Source organism: Pedobacter sp. BAL39, from assembly GCF_000170795.1.
Lineage (GTDB): Bacteria > Bacteroidota > Bacteroidia > Sphingobacteriales > Sphingobacteriaceae > Pedobacter.
Genome location: NZ_ABCM01000006.1, coordinates 124,128 through 139,931 on the forward strand (window position 1 = coordinate 124,128; position 15,804 = coordinate 139,931).

Genomic DNA, 15,804 nt, shown 5'->3' on the forward strand with positions numbered 1-15,804 from the left:
ATGAACCTCAAAAACCTCATTTTTAAAATCGCACTGGTATTCCTTTTCGGAAGCTACGGATCTGCAATGGCCCAGCGGAATTCTGATATCAAATGGGCAAAAGATGGAAACTCTTATTATCAGATCAATGATGGTGAAATTGTCGCCATTACCCTCCCGAAAAATGAAAGGAAGGTGGTACTGGGAAGAGACGTGATTTATAAATCCGGAAATGACAACCCTGGTGACATTAAAGATTTTGAGTTGTCTGACGACGGTAAAAAAGCACTCATTTATGCAAACAGTAAAAAAGTGTGGCGGTACGAAACCCGTGGCGAATACTTTGTTGCCGATCTGAACACCGGAAAAATTACAAAAATAGGCAAAGACAAACCTGAATCTTCTCTGATGTTCGCAAAGTTCTCCCCGGATGGAAATAAGGTAGCTTATGTAAGTAAACACAACATCTATGTGGATGACCTTTCCACGCAGTCCTCAAAAGCACTGACTACCGATGGAACGGACAGGATGATCAATGGTACTTTCGACTGGGTCTACGAAGAGGAATTTGATTGCCGTGATGGATTCAGGTGGAGCCCTGATGGACAGACCATCGCCTACTGGCAGATCAATGCAACGAAAATCAGAAACTTTCTGATGATCAACAATACTGATTCCATCTACTCTTACAACATCCCTGTAGAATATCCTAAGGTGGGACAGGATCCTTCGGCATGCCGCCTGGGTTTTGTCAATGTTACAACGGCCACAACAACATGGGTGGCAACTCCCGGCGACATGGTACAACATTACATTCCCAGGATGGAATGGATCCCAAGTACCTCTGAGATCATCTTTCAGCAACTGAACAGAGAACAAAATGAAAGCAAGCTCTTCGTTGCCAATGCACAAACAGGCACCGTAAAAAATATCTATAGCGAAACAGATAAGGCATGGGTTGCGGTAGGCAGCGGATTCCAATGGATAAACAATGGTAAAGAGTTCATCTGGTCATCGGAAAAAGATGGTTGGAATCATCAATACCGAATTAGTAAAGATGGTAAAAAGGAAATCCTCATCACTAAGGGCGACTATGACGTCATCGAACAATCACTGGTAGACGAAAAGAACAACCTGCTGTACTTTACGGCTTCGCCTTCAAATGCTACACAGAAATACCTATATCGCACCAAATTAAGTGGTGGTGGTAAACCTGAAATGGTGACACCTTCAATCCTTACAGGTACCCATAATTATGAAATCTCTCCAACAGGAAGTTTCGCCCGCCACACCTACACCACTGCTTCAGTGCCACCGATGACGGAGTGGATGAACCTGAATACGCTAACCCCCCTCACTATGGAGGGTAGCATTACCAATCAGCTCGGTAGATTCAAACCCTCAAAAAACAAAGTTGAATTCTTTAAAGTCACTACTGAAGACGGCATTGTGCTTGATGGCTGGATGAAAAAACCAGACAACTTTGACCAGACGAAAAAATATCCTGTTGTATTTTATGTTTATGGCGAACCGGCAGGCCAAACCGTGACCGACACTTACGGAGCAGGACAAAACTTTCTCTATGCAGGCGATATGGCTAAAGATGGCTATATCTATATTTCCATTGAGAACCGTGGTGCCCCGGCGCCGAGAGGCCGTGAATGGAGAAAAAGTATTTATAAAAACATCGGTATCCTGAACATCCGCGATCAGGCCATGGCTGCAAAGAAAATCCTGGAATGGCCTTTTGTAGACAAAGACAGGATCGCCGTATGGGGATGGAGCGGTGGTGGCTCATCAACGCTTAACCTGCTTTTTCAATATCCTGAGATCTACAAAACAGGCATAGCTATCGCGGCAGTAGGTAATCAATTGACATACGACAACGTATATCAGGAACGTTACATGGGCTCTCCCCTTAAAACTACTGAAGCATATGTCAAAGGATCTCCGGTTACTTATGCCAAAAACTTAAAAGGTAACCTGCTATACATCCATGGTACCGGAGATGATAACGTTCATTATCAAAATGCGGAAATGCTGATCAACGAACTGATTAAATATGGAAAAGTCTTCCAGATGATGTCCTATCCTAACCGTACACACAGCATCAATGAAGGACCTGGCACCGGCCAACATCTTGTTCTTACTTATACTCAGTTTCTCCAAAAAAACTGCCCTCCGGGAGGAAAATAACTACGTTTGCGCCAAATGCCCCATCGGGGAACACTCATTTGGCGCAAATTTTGATAAGCCTTGCCTACATCGTTAATCAACAACGGCATGCGCCATCGTTTTTTAATTCAATATCACACAGTTAATGGATAAAAAAGCTGAAGATCCAGCCATTATGCAGCAAGAAATGAAACCACCAGGAAAAATATCCAGGATGTTTCTGACACTTTATGACGTATGTCAATTCGTCACCCGTTTTTTTAAGGAAGGTTTTCTACCTCCTTACGAAGGCAAAGAACTCATGAGACAATGCTACGATATCGGCTACCGCTCACTGGCACTGATCTCCTTAACAGGTTTTATCACCGGAGTAGTCTTCACCAAGCAATCCAGACCTTCTCTTGCTGAATTCGGTGCGACCTCCTGGCTTCCCTCTCTGGTCGGTATAGCTTTGCTAAGAACACTTGCTCCCTTGCTGACAGCACTGATTGCTGCAGGAAAGGTAGGCTCTAGTATAGGTGCAGAACTGGGCTCCATGCGCGTAACGGAACAGATCGATGCCATGGAAGTATCGGCAACAAATCCCTTTAAATTTTTGGTCAGCACAAGGGTAATGGCTTCAACCATTACTATACCAATACTCACCTTTTATACAGCAATGGTTGGAATGCTTGGTGCTTTACTTAACGTTTCCCTGTTTGAAGATACCAGCGCCCGAGCATTTTTTCAGATGTCCCTAGAATCTATTACCTTCCTAGACATTACTGCGTCAACAGTCAAGGCGATACTTTTTGGCTTCACCATTGGTATGGTGGGATGCTACCAGGGATACAACTCTTCAAAAGGTACCGAAGGTGTTGGCAAAGCAGCCAACTCAGCGGTAGTAATCGGTATGTTTCTGATTTTCATTGAAGAAGTAATTTCCGTACAGTTTTTCAGTTTATTCAGGTCCTGATCTATAGCATATGCAACAAAAAAAACCAACGTCGCTGGATGCAGAAAAAGTAATTGAGATCAATGGCCTCTATAAATCATTTGGTAGCTACCACGTGTTGAGAGGTGTAGACCTCGATCTATACAAACGTGAAAATCTGGTCGTTCTTGGAAAATCCGGAACAGGAAAATCCGTACTCATAAAAATTATCGTAGGTCTTTTAACGCCTGATCAGGGTGATGTCAGGGTGCTGGGCCAGCACGTTGACCAGATCAGCTATAAGGACCTGCTCGCCCTGCGTCTGAAGGTTGGCTTTTCCTTTCAGAACAGTGCATTGTATGATAGTATGACCGTGAGACAAAACCTGCAGTTCCCCCTTGTGAGAAATCAGAAACAACTCACAAAAGCGGAAGTGCAGTACGAGGTGGAACGTGTCCTGGATGCAGTGGGACTACTTCAAACTATCAATCAGATGCCCTCAGAGCTGTCTGGTGGCCAGAGAAAAAGAATTGGTATCGCCAGAACCCTTATCCTCAAGCCGGAAGTGATGCTCTACGACGAGCCTACCGCAGGTCTGGATCCGATTACCTGCCTGGAAATCAACGCGCTCATCAATGAAGTGCAGGAACGTTTCCATACCAGCTCAATCGTCATCACCCACGATCTTACCTGCGCAAAAGCGGTAGGTAACAGAGTAGCAATGCTGCTTGATGGTAAATTTGAACGCCAGGGTACGTTCGAAGAAGTATTTAACACAGAAGATAGTAGGGTAAAACCTTTTTACGAATATAATTTTATACAATAACAATATGCAGGTAACAGACAATCGTCGTAAGATAACAGTAGGGATTTTTGTATTTCTGGGGTTAGCGATATTTATTCTCGGAATATTCACGCTTGGTGGGCAGAAAAAGACTTTTGTACAGAGCTTCACTGTAGACGTTATCTTTAATGACATCCAGGGCTTAAAGGCTGGAAACAACGTATGGTTTTCAGGTGTTAAAATAGGAACTATAAAAAAAATCCAGTTCTTCGGTACCTCACAGGTACAGGTATTTTTAAATATTGAGGAAGAAGCAAACAAATACATCCACAAAGACGCTACAGCCAGCATCACCTCTGATGGATTAATTGGAAACAAGATCATCGTCGTCACTGGGGGCAGCACAAAAATGCCCTTTGTTGAAGATGGTGACCGCCTTCAGGCCAGCAACATCCTTTCCACAGATGACATCATGAAAACTTTCCAGGTCAACAATAAAAACCTCGTAGACGTCACCGCAGATTTCAAAATACTTTCAAAAAATCTGGTTGAAGGCAAAGGTGCTGCTGGTGCCCTGCTCGCCGATCAGCAGATCGCCGACAACTTCAAGGCGATTGTAGCGAACCTGAAAAACACCTCCGAATCTGCGAACAGAATGGCTGTACAACTCAATACCTTTACGAACACATTAAATACAAAGGGTGGCCTCGCCGACAAATTACTGACGGACACCTCTGTATTCAACCAGCTTCAGGCATCCGTTGATCAACTGCAAAAAACAGCGAATTCTGCTTCAGCACTTACAGAAAACCTCAACAAAGCCTCCGCAAAATTAACACAATCAGATAATGCTGCTGGACTGCTGATCAATGACCCTAAAACGGCAGAACAGGTAAAGTCAATTATGAATAACCTTGACGGCAGTACGAAAAAACTCGATGAGAATATGGAAGCGCTTCAACACAACTTCCTTTTGAGAGGCTTTTTCAAAAAGAGAGCGAAGGAAGAAGCAAAAGCAAACGAGAAAAACAATAAACCACAATAATATTCCGGATCTGCATCAGGCATCACCGCTTGATGCGCCAACCTACAAAACGGGTTTCACAACATGAAGCCTGTTTTTTGCCGAGAGTAGTAAATACGGCGATTTGCGCATCGCGATATCAGCATAGGACAACTGGTATCGACTGTGATTTAATCGAGACTTGTTCGGGTTTTGTTCGCTATTCACAAGGTGTTGACAAGGTATTCACAAGGTATTGTCATATCCCGTATAAGGTATAGGGATATAGGAATACCTATAAAAAGCCTCCTGAATGTACCTCAAATAGCGAAGGGTACCTTATCAACCTAGGCAAATCAACCTCATAGATGAATGATTATGATTCAGAGAAATGAAATCACCTGAAGTAAATCCTGAAACTAGTACCGTCGCCCACCTTGCTATCTACAGTGACCCTACCTCCCATCGCCTCAATTTGGTTCTTGGAGATAAACAAACCGACTCCCCGGCCATCAGGATTGCCTGTAAAGGTTTTATACATTCCAAATAACTCCTGGCCATGTCGCTCCAGGTCCATACCAATACCATTGTCTTTAATTTCAACATAAAGCAGGTCTTCCTTGCCATAGCTAATCTCAATGAATGGCCGACGATCAGAATGGCTATAGCGTATCGCATTATATATGAAATTAAGCAATATACTTTCCAGATAGGCAGGGTTATAATATACTGTTACATGCTCATCTATGTAATTGACAATCTGGGCATCTTTCAATATGATCTGATCATGAAGAATATCCAATGTTCTCGAAACATAATCACTCAGACAGAGAGATTCCTTTACAATATTGATATTCGTCTGGATATTGACTACCTTATTGAGGTTCAGCAAAGTTTCATTCAATGCCTGTGAAACAGTTTTCAACAGTTCGATCATCTCATTCCGCTCCTCATCCGAATCAGCAGTTTCAATCAGGGTTGAGATAGACTGTATATTACTGGTATGTGAACGTAAATTATGGGACACGATATAGGAGAAATTAAGCAGACGTTTATTTTGCTCATTGACAAGATCAAAAGAATCACTTAAATCTTGTTCCGCCTTTTTATGCTTACTGATGTCTATCATTATTCCTCTTAACATCACTGGTTTATCATGGTCAACAATCACGTTCACAATGTCCCTTAACCATACGGTACGACCACTTTTCGCAATCATCCGGTATTCCAGGTCATGTTGTTTCAACTGACGGGTATTCGTCATCGAATAACTTACCGCCCAATCCCGGTCATCAGGGTGCAGGTGGTCTTCCCAGAAAGTATTTGAACTCAACCATTCATCTGTGGTATACCCGAGAATGGACTCCACCTTTTTACTGACAAACGTGGATTCAAAAGTTTGAGGATCTGATTCCCATACAATACCATCAATCGTATTGATTAGCGATTCCACACGGTACTGATATTCACGAGCTTTACGCTCTGTCGCATTCCTTTCGGTGATGTCTTCCACAACACCAATATTACTGCGTCTTCCGGTCTCCACATTCCAAAGGGGGCTCACCGCAAGGTTGACCCAAACCACATGACCATCACGATGCATATAACGCTTTACCTTGGTGTATTCCTGAATCTCACCACGCTGAAGCATGTTAAAATAGGCTTCATCTGTAAGCCTGTCGTCAGGATGTGTAATAGATTGAAGAGCAATCTCTTCCAATTCATTGACTGAGTACCCTACAATTTTGCAAAACTTCTCATTCGCTTGGACAAATTCTCCAGTTTCTGCATTTACTTCTATGATACCAATGGCTGCCTGTTCAAAAATTGTCTTGAACTTAATCTCATTTTGCAGCAGTTCAGATGCCTGTTGATAAATCAGTAACTGCAATTCGGAAGGTTTTTTCAATAAAACATAGACCAGAAGCCCAAGTCCGCCAGCAGACAATATAAAAAACACCGCCGGAAGAATCAGCGGTAAATATGTCGCATACGGATCTGCTGCCACCATGTAAATCTTCCAGTCTCCATCCGGAAAATCTATGGTTTCAAATTCAGAAGCTGAAAAGTCTTTGTCAACAGAAAGAAAAAAACGCTCTTTTCTACTTACAGGATGCATCTTTGATAACTGAATCAGGAACTTATTCCCTTTTTTATTATAAATCCCTGTCTGCCTTAGAAAATCATCAAATTTGATGATCACAGCAGCGAAGCCCCAAAACTTGTTATTAATAAACAAAGGCATACGTCCAATAATTCCAAGATAGCCCTGTACAAGAGTAATGGGCCCTGCAAAGTACATTTTCCTTGCCTTCAGTGTGGCCTTAGCCTCTGCAGCTACTTCACTGGAGTATTTAAAGACATCCAGATTGATGACATTCTCATTCCCCTTTAATGGGTACATGTATTTCACTACTCCATTTGGCACAAGCTGAACAGCCTTCAGATGACTGTTGGCTTCTATAATCCGCGCTGCAACCGTATCAAAATTCCTGGGCTGTCCCTGTGCGTCCACAGTCAGTGCCAGCGTTAATGCAGAGGTATAGCAACTTTTCAACGACTGGTCTACATTTTTCTTCACCTCATCCAGGTGAATCGCCATCTCATTCCGCTGCTCCTCCCTTAAAAGATGATGTCGCAGATAAATGAAAAGACTTCCGATCAACAGTACTATAAAAAAGGTGATAATACCGGTGGTTTTGGGATTGCGGAATAACCTGGCCGTTATAAAAGAAAGTTTCTTCTCAAGATTCATAGATTGCTTCAGTGGATTTAAATATAGTAAAAAAGGATTCACATTATTAGGATTAAATCTGAGGAATTCTATACTTTTATGAATATGATTATACTTGAAAACGAACACATCAGCGCCACTTTTTCCAGAAAAGGAGCTGAACTTCAGTCCCTAAAAAGCAAAAAAACTGACATTGATTATTTGTGGAATGGAGATCATAAATATTGGGGTAAATTTAGTCCCATCCTCTTCCCTATTGTTGGAGGACTGAAACAAAACACGTACATATTTGAAGATCAAGAATATACCTTACCTAGGCATGGATTCGCCCGCGACCATGAATTTGACCTGAGACAAATAAGTGACGAAGAGTTACTTTTTACCCTACTTCCAACAGAAGAGATCCTGAAAATATATCCTTTCCAATTTAAGCTTTGCCTACGATACCTTATTTCAGGAAATGGCATCAGCTGCAGTTATGAAGTTGCGAATATCGGCCAGAAAGACCTTCTTTTTTCCATCGGTGGGCACCCTGCATTTGCAGTTCCTAATGAAAATCAATTAGGTTATGAAGACTACTTTCTGGAGTTCAACAATGATACCGCCTTGACCTATCATAAGATCAGTAAGGACCTTATTGCTGATGAAACAGAAACCATAATTTTAGAAAACAAAATACTTCCGCTGCGTCATGAGTTATTCTACGCGGACGCATTGGTCTTCAAACAGCTGATGAGCAATCACATTTCTATCCGCAACACACAAACTGCACATGGACTGGATTTTCATTTTGATGACTTCCCATTCTTTGGGATATGGGCGGCTAAAGATGCCAATTTCGTATGCTTAGAGCCTTGGTGCGGCATTGCTGATGGTGTAAACCACAATCAACATCTTAAAGATAAAGAAGGAATAAACATTTTGGCTCCAGGACAGATTTTCAAAAGACACTGGCAGGCTACTTGCTTCTAGCCATTTCTGAGGGGAAGTTCAACAATAAAACGTGCACCTTTGTTCTTCCCTTCACTTTCAGCCCTTATAGTTCCCTGATGCGCCTCGACGAGAATTTTAACGATGGAAAGTCCCAATCCGGTAGAATGCTCGCCACCGGTAGGCACTGCGCTGAGTCTCGTAAAAGGCTGGTATAACTTCTCCAGGTCATTGTTGGTTAAGCCCAGACCACGGTCATCTACAGTGATGACCGCCTTCGGCCCCATCTGTTTCACACTGACATACATTGAAGATCCCGGTGGTGAATATTTTATGGCATTGTTGATCAGGTTGTCTACAATTTCCGCGAGTTTCCCCTCATCAGCATTTACATACAGATCCCCATCACTTTCGAATTGGATCTGCTGGTCTTTGCGGTCTGCCAGCAGCTGATTCATGGAAACAACATTACTGACCAGAAATGAAACGTTTACCTTAATCAGTAACAGTTGTACCTTTCCCGCATCAATTGTACCTGCATGCAATAACTCATCAATGATACGCACCATATTCAGACTCGCAATCTTAATCTGGTCACATAAATTATCTACCATATCCGGATTGTCCTTTTTCATTTTGATCAGGTCCGCACGCACAGGAATGGTCGTCAAGGGATTCTTAAGGTCATGGGCGGTGGTGTTGAGCAATTGATTCTGTCGTGCCATGCTCTTTCTCGAATCGAGACGCTGTTCAATCTGATCCATCACAATATCACGCAAGTCCTTAAGGATTTCTACCTCCTGGGCATTCAGGGTCCTTGGTTGCTTATCCATGATGCTGAACATACCCAATGTAAAACCGTCTTTGGTAATAAGGGGAACACCAGCATAAAAACGTAAACCGAAATCACCACTCACCAGTGACTTCCCGGCCGCATCAACATGATTGCAAGCATCCTCGACCATAAAAAGATCAGCGGTATTCATCGCCGTCGCACAAAAACCGGCATCGCGGTCGGTCTGACTAAAGTCGATACCATAAGCAGACTTGTACCACACCCTATTTTTATCTACCAGACTGATCACAGCGTAAGGCATTTTCAGTAGGTTGGCAATCAACTTTGTGAGCCTATCATACGCGCCTTCTACCGGTGTATCAAGGATATGATACCGTTGAAGTGCGACGATTCTTTCTTCTTCTGAAAAATTTATGTCCTGATCAAATTGAGTAGTCATCGAGATTGTTATTGAATACCCTAAAGTTAACAATATCCTCTTTGAAAACAAATAATATCATCCCATTCAAATGAAGCTCAACTATTTAATTATTGCAACCCGAGTGCTGGAAGTATAGGCGCTGAAGACTCCTAAAGCCCCATTTGAGAAATTTGTAGGTGGATTGGAAGGAGAAACCGGTGGCCCGCCGGAGCCTGAATTTTGCCCCATACTGTAAAAATATTTATACACATTCCTATCAATGCATTGAAACTCCACCCGAACACTATCGCCGGACATCAGCTCGTCCAGCTCATAGAAGATTACATTTGATACTTTATTGCCGTCATCAAAGCGATCCTCATTGACGCTATCGTCTTCAACTTTGCCCTTAGCACGCAACACATTGCGATACTGGTTCTGAATTCCCGGAGGATCGTTATAATTCACGGCAATGTAACTACTGATGCTGCCAAAAACATCAAACTGCTTGAAAGTCAGCGAATCCAGGATTACCTTCTCAGGCATTTTTGAACTGGCAGTATATGTTTTTCCATCCAGGGTCACATCCAGCGTATAAGTAATCCCAGGACGTCCACGAAATCTGGTACTCTGATATACCCCCGTAGAAACTTCAGTATAATTCCAGGTCATCCCCGCATCGTTCGTAAGTACTACTTTCGCGCCAGCGGCGCCATTGAACCTGTTCGGTTCCGTAAACTCATATGTCCTGGAAACCCGGACTACCTGATTGCCATTAAAATCGCTTACGCCACCATCTATGACAACTACAGGATCAGCATTTTTAAGGTCAAGCTCGATCACCTTCTCACATGACCCGAATAAAACCATTGCCGTCACTGCGTACAACAGCCTAACAAGACATCGGATTTTTATGTTTTCTGCAGCTAAAATCATGTGGTTAAAATTTAAAATTCCAGGTTACTGAGGGAATCATTCCAAATAAAGTGGTCTGCACCACCTGCGTTCTGGAAAGATCAACAGGATCATCCTTAAAATCAATAGCAAATGCATTATGGCGATTATATAGGTTATAAATACCGAATGACCAGCTGGAATGCAACTTCCTGCCCGGTTTGCCCTCCAATGTTGCCGATACATCCAGTCGGTGATAGGCAGGAGTACGATATCCGTTTTTTTCAGCATAGTAAAATGCCGTACGCCCATTCACCTGGTACTTACCACTGGGATAAGTGACGGCATTCCCGGTATTATAAACAAATACAGATGAAAATGTCCATCGGGCATTTACTTTGAATATACCGACTACGGATACGTCATGTGTGCGGTCCTGCTTAGCATAAAACCAGCTACCTTCATCTATAGTGTCAAAACGACGCTCCGTCCTGGAAAGGGTATAACCAATCCATCCATTGAACCTCCCAAACCGCTTCTTAAAAAACAACTCAATGCCGTAAGCCCGTCCATCGCCATAAAGCAGGTCCGCTTCCACCTCCTGATTACCACGAAGGTCTGTACCGCTCCGGTATTCAATCTGATGCTGCATCCATTTGTAATAAACTTCGGCAGAGAATTCATATTTATTGTCTTCGAAATTTTTGAAAAAGCCAGTAGCAAGCTGATCTGCAGTCTCCGGGCGAATGTTATTGCTATTCATAATGTACAGATCTGTTGGCGAGGTGGCGGTTGAATTTGACATCAGATGGATGTTCTGTACGTTTCTTGTATAGGCAGCCTTGAACGCACTTGACGCTGAAAGCTGATAGTTCATAGACAACCTAGGTTCCAGGTTGAGGTAACTTTTGACAGTTTTCCCACTTCCATAATATTGCTCAGCCAGCACTTCGCCCTCAGTATCGTAAGTTTTAAAATTACCAGGCCCCAGCAAAGAAAAACTGCTGATACGTAATCCGTATACTAGATTAAACTGACCGCTCACATTCCATTCATCTGAAAAGTATGCGGCCAGCTCCAGCCCTTTGCGGCTCTCATAAGTCGTCGGATTGACGCTGGATGTTTGTGACGCAGTGAGCTCCCCCGGATCAATCGTATGGTGGATCGCATTTACACCGAACTTCAGCTGATGTCGTCCACCAGGATGATACTCAAAATCCTGTTTCAGATTAAAATCTTTGATCGCTGAGCTAATCTCGAAATTGTTATCATCAAGCATATTTTTGATAACGTAATTGTAATTGCTGTAAATTATGGAGGTGTTCGAAAAAAGACGCTGGCTAAACAGGTGGTTCCAGCGAAGTGTAACTGTCCCATTTCCCCAGTTAAAGCCGAATGTTTCCGCGATACCCAATTTATCACGTCCGAAATATCCAGACACATAAAAAGCATTGTTCTCGTCAAGCTGGTAATTGGCCTTTGCATTCAAATCATAGAAATATAACGTATTGCTGTTGATCGAACTGTCTGAAGATAACTTCAGAAAAGCATCGGCATAGGTTCTCCTTGCACTGATCATAAACGAACCTTTATCCTTTACAATAGGCCCCTCCACCTTGAGCCGCGAGGCGATCAACCCTACACCGCCTTCCGTTGTAAACTCTTTTCTGTTGCCCTCCCTCATCCTGATGTCCAGCACTGAAGCCAGTCGCCCACCATACTGCGCCGGCATTCCCCCCTTGTAAACGCTCACATCCTTGATCGCATCAGAATTGAAAGTTGAGAAAAAACCAAGTAAATGCGACGCATTGTAAACAGGAGCCTCATCAAGAAGGATTAGGTTTTGATCCGTTGCTCCTCCACGAACATAAAAACCAGTATTTCCTTCACCTGCAGATTTTATGCCTGGCAACAACTGTAAGGTCTTGAGCACATCACGCTCCCCCAATAGCACGGGCACGCTATTAATCTCACTGACGTTAATTTTCTGAAGCCCCATTTGGGGACTGCTCACATTTTCGTCCCGCTTAGTTGCAGAAATAACCACCTCTTCCAGCTGATTGTTGTCTTTGATTGCAATATTAACCTTTATATCTCTTGTCAATACCAGCTGCCGGCTTTCTGTCTGATAGCCGATAAAGCTGACTACAAAAGTATATGTGCCCTCTACAGCACTGACGGTATAAAAGCCATAGCTATTGCTGACTACAGCCGCAATTGATGTCTCATTGGCACTCGCCGGGCCAATAAGCCTTACACTCGCTCCAATCAAGGTTTCACCTGTTTCAGCGTCAGTAATCGCACCACTGACTGTGCGTTTCACTTGTGCAAATAGCGGTGGAACCTGCGAAAGAAGAACGAACAGAAAGATAACGGCACGTATATAATGCATATCAGCAAACATCGGACAAATTACCGAATTAAACCAAATCTGTAAATGAATTAACGTAAATTAACAACCTGATAATGATGAAAATGTAAGCTAAAAACTTTATCCACCACGGTTTGTTAGTAGCTGGATGGCATTGATTACTTTTACCAGTAAAGGCATATATTGCAAACAAGGGGATTTCTATATAGATCCATGGAAACCTGTGAAACTTGCGGTTACTACCCATGGTCATGCTGACCATGTGAAATGGGGCAATGATGTATACCTTTGTCATGAGCTCACCAAACCCGTGCTCCTACATCGCCTTGGGGCCGATTTGAAAATCCAGACCCTCCGCTACGGAGAGGAAATCACCATAAACGGTGTAAAGCTTAGTCTTCATCCGGCCGGTCATGTGATCGGCTCCGCACAGATCAGACTCGAGTATAAGGGAGAAATCGCTGTGGTATCGGGCGACTACAAAGTGGCCGACGATGGCATCAGCACTGCCTTCGAGCCAGTAAAGTGTCATACCTTTGTTTCGGAAAGTACGTTCGGTCTGCCGATCTATAAATGGCAGCCTCAGGAGGTCATCTTTCAGCAGATCCGCGATTGGGCAACACAAAATCAGGCTCAGCAGAAAACGAGTGTGTTGGTAGCTTATAGCTTGGGCAAAGCGCAGAGACTGATCCATGGCCTCTCCGGAAATGAGCCCATCTATGTACACCAGTCCATCGCTAATCTTAATGATGCTTTTGTTGCTGCCGGAGTGAAACTGCCACAAACGGTACGCATCACCACCGATATCAGGAAAGAAGAACTTCAACAGGGTATCGTCATCGTTCCCCCAGCACTTGCCGATGGCCGATGGATCAAAAACCTGCAGCAGGCTGCAACGGGAGTATGCTCCGGATGGATGCAGGTGCGCGCCAGCAGAAGATGGCGTAGCGCCGATGCTGGTTTTGCTCTTAGTGATCATGCAGACTGGCCCGGTCTGTTGTCAGCCATCAGTGCCACATCGGCCGAAAAAGTATTTGTCACACATGGTTTTACAGCCACCTTTAGTAAGTACCTGAACGAGATCGGCATTCCTGCTGAAGAGGTAAAAACACAATATGGGCAGGAAGAAGATGATGCACCGCTTACAGACCAGGTGCCTGAATATACCGAAGAAACAAAGGAGCATACAGATTGAAAAGATTCGCAGCACTTATTGCGCAGCTGGAGCTGAGCAATAAAACAAATGATAAAATTGCCGCACTGGTCTCCTATTTCGAAGAAGCTGATGCGCAGGACAAACCTTACGTCATTGCCATGTTTACCGGGAAAAGGCCCAAAAGACCTGTCAGCACCGCCTTGGTGAGGGCATGGGCAACTGAGCTCAGCGCCATCCCTCCATGGCTGTTTGCCGAAAGTTACCATAGTGTGGGCGACCTCAGTGAGACCATCGCGCTCATCCTGCCCCCACCCTCGCAGCTCGTAGAACGTCCGCTTCATCAATGGATCAAAGACCTGGCGCAGTTGAATGGAAAGGACGATGCCTCGAAAAAAGATTTCATCCTGAAAGCCTGGGACAGTCTCAATACCCAGGAAAGATTCATATTCAACAAGTTGATATCTGGCAACTTCCGCATCGGTGTCTCCAATAAAATGCTGGTGAATGCCCTTGCCAGGCAAAGTCATACCGAAAGCAGCAAAATTATGCACAGCATTATGGGCCGCTGGGATCCTGCGCTCATCAGCTATGAAGAACTGGTAGAAGGAACACACGTGAATACGGATAGCTCATGGCCCTATCCCTTTTGCCTGGCTTATGCCCTCGACTCACAACCGGAAACCCTTGGTGATACCAGTGTATGGCAGGCGGAATGGAAATGGGATGGCATACGCGGACAAATTGTGAAAAGAAACGGCGAACTCTTTATCTGGTCACGCGGTGAAGAACTTGTCACAGATCAGTTTCCTGAGCTCCATTTTTTAAATGACCTTCTGGAAGATGGTACGGTCCTCGATGGTGAAATCCTATCCATTAAAGATGGAAAAGTACAGGCATTCAGCATCCTCCAGCAGCGATTAAATCGTAAAACCATCAATAAAAGCCAGCTGAATGATGCCCCCATTGGTTTTTACACCTACGATCTTCTGGAGCATCTGGGTAAGGACCTCCGTCAACAACCATTGAAGCAGCGCAGAAAATTACTGGAGCAGGTCATCAGCAATCTTCATGGTCAACAGACTGTGATCTTGTCGCCAGTAATCGATTTTGACTCCTGGGAGGTGCTTGCTAGTTTAAGATTGGGTTCACGTGACATCAATAGCGAAGGCATCATGCTGAAAAAACTGGACTCCATGTACCACAGTGGCCGGAAGAGAGGCGACTGGTGGAAGTGGAAAATCAATCCTTATACGGTTGATACCGTGATGATTTACGCACAGAAAGGAAGCGGGCGCCGCGCCAGCTTTTTTACAGATTACACCTTTGCGGTGCGTGACGGCGATAAGCTCATTACCATCGCCAAGGCTTATTCTGGCCTTACCGACAAGGAGATCAAGGAAGTCGACGGCTTCGTAAAGAAAAATGCCATTGAAAAATTCGGACCAGTGAGGACGGTAAAACCTGAACTGGTATTCGAAATCGCATTTGAAGGAATTGCCGAGAGCAAACGACACAAAGCTGGACTTGCGCTTCGGTTCCCGCGCATTGTACGCTGGAGAAAGGATAAAAAGGCGGATGAAATTAACACCCTTGAGGACCTCCGCCAGTTACTCGAAGCAACCTTATGAAATAGAAACAAAAGAACTAACAATAAACAATACATCAAAAA

11 protein-coding genes are annotated in these 15,804 nt (G+C 43.8%); 7 read left to right on the top strand and 4 right to left on the bottom strand.

Annotated features, from left to right (window positions below; genetic code table 11):
• The 4 genes from PBAL39_RS10025 to PBAL39_RS10040 all read left to right on the top strand — a co-directional run bounded on the left by PBAL39_RS10025 (position 1) and on the right by PBAL39_RS10040 (position 4,896).
• A complete protein-coding gene (locus PBAL39_RS10025) occupies positions 1-2,175 on the top strand; it encodes a S9 family peptidase (protein ID WP_008240913.1) in 2,175 nt (724 codons plus the stop codon).
• A 124-nt stretch (positions 2,176-2,299) separates the two neighbouring features.
• Entirely contained in the window at positions 2,300-3,109 is an 810-nt protein-coding gene (locus tag PBAL39_RS10030) for an ABC transporter permease (protein ID WP_008240915.1), read from the top strand.
• A 10-nt stretch (positions 3,110-3,119) separates the two neighbouring features.
• A complete protein-coding gene (locus PBAL39_RS10035; protein ID WP_008240916.1) occupies positions 3,120-3,893 on the top strand; it encodes an ABC transporter ATP-binding protein in 774 nt (257 codons plus the stop codon).
• Positions 3,894-3,897: 4 nt separating this feature from the next.
• The gene (locus PBAL39_RS10040) at positions 3,898-4,896 is read left to right on the top strand and encodes an MlaD family protein (protein WP_008240918.1); all 999 of its coding nucleotides are present in this window, start codon (positions 3,898-3,900) and stop codon (positions 4,894-4,896) included.
• A 355-nt stretch (positions 4,897-5,251) separates the two neighbouring features.
• Here the strand turns inward: PBAL39_RS10040 and PBAL39_RS24620 are convergent, their stop codons facing one another.
• The gene (locus PBAL39_RS24620) at positions 5,252-7,609 is read right to left on the bottom strand and encodes a PAS domain S-box protein (protein ID WP_008240920.1); all 2,358 of its coding nucleotides are present in this window, start codon (positions 7,607-7,609) and stop codon (positions 5,252-5,254) included.
• A gap of 84 nt (positions 7,610-7,693) precedes the next feature.
• On the opposite strand from PBAL39_RS24620, the gene PBAL39_RS10050 reads away from it, so the two are divergent.
• Positions 7,694-8,560 carry an aldose 1-epimerase family protein gene (locus PBAL39_RS10050; RefSeq protein ID WP_039866419.1) on the top strand — a complete coding sequence of 289 codons (867 nt, stop codon included), beginning with the start codon at positions 7,694-7,696 and terminating at the stop codon, positions 8,558-8,560.
• Here the strand turns inward: PBAL39_RS10050 and PBAL39_RS10055 are convergent.
• The 3 genes from PBAL39_RS10055 to PBAL39_RS10065 form a co-directional block, all read right to left on the bottom strand.
• Positions 8,557-9,753 (bottom strand): GAF domain-containing sensor histidine kinase, encoded by a 1,197-nt coding sequence (locus PBAL39_RS10055; RefSeq protein ID WP_008240923.1) that lies wholly within the window; start codon positions 9,751-9,753, stop codon positions 8,557-8,559. The two genes, PBAL39_RS10050 and PBAL39_RS10055, sit on opposite strands and share 4 nt — an antisense overlap.
• A gap of 81 nt (positions 9,754-9,834) precedes the next feature.
• A complete protein-coding gene (locus PBAL39_RS10060) occupies positions 9,835-10,650 on the bottom strand; it encodes a DUF4249 domain-containing protein (RefSeq protein WP_157273978.1) in 816 nt (271 codons plus the stop codon).
• 4 nt (positions 10,651-10,654) lie between these two features.
• A complete protein-coding gene (locus PBAL39_RS10065; protein WP_008240928.1) occupies positions 10,655-13,012 on the bottom strand; it encodes a TonB-dependent receptor in 2,358 nt (785 codons plus the stop codon).
• A 115-nt stretch (positions 13,013-13,127) separates the two neighbouring features.
• Here PBAL39_RS10065 and PBAL39_RS10070 point away from each other — a divergent pair, with 115 nt between their 5' ends.
• Together PBAL39_RS10070 and PBAL39_RS10075 are read left to right on the top strand one after the other, a co-directional pair.
• Positions 13,128-14,174 carry a ligase-associated DNA damage response exonuclease gene (locus PBAL39_RS10070; RefSeq protein ID WP_008240929.1) on the top strand — a complete coding sequence of 349 codons (1,047 nt, stop codon included), beginning with the start codon at positions 13,128-13,130 and terminating at the stop codon, positions 14,172-14,174.
• A complete protein-coding gene (locus tag PBAL39_RS10075) occupies positions 14,171-15,763 on the top strand; it encodes an ATP-dependent DNA ligase (RefSeq protein WP_008240930.1) in 1,593 nt (530 codons plus the stop codon). The genes PBAL39_RS10070 and PBAL39_RS10075 overlap by 4 nt, the downstream gene beginning before the upstream one ends.
• Positions 15,764-15,804: the final 41 nt, after the last annotated feature.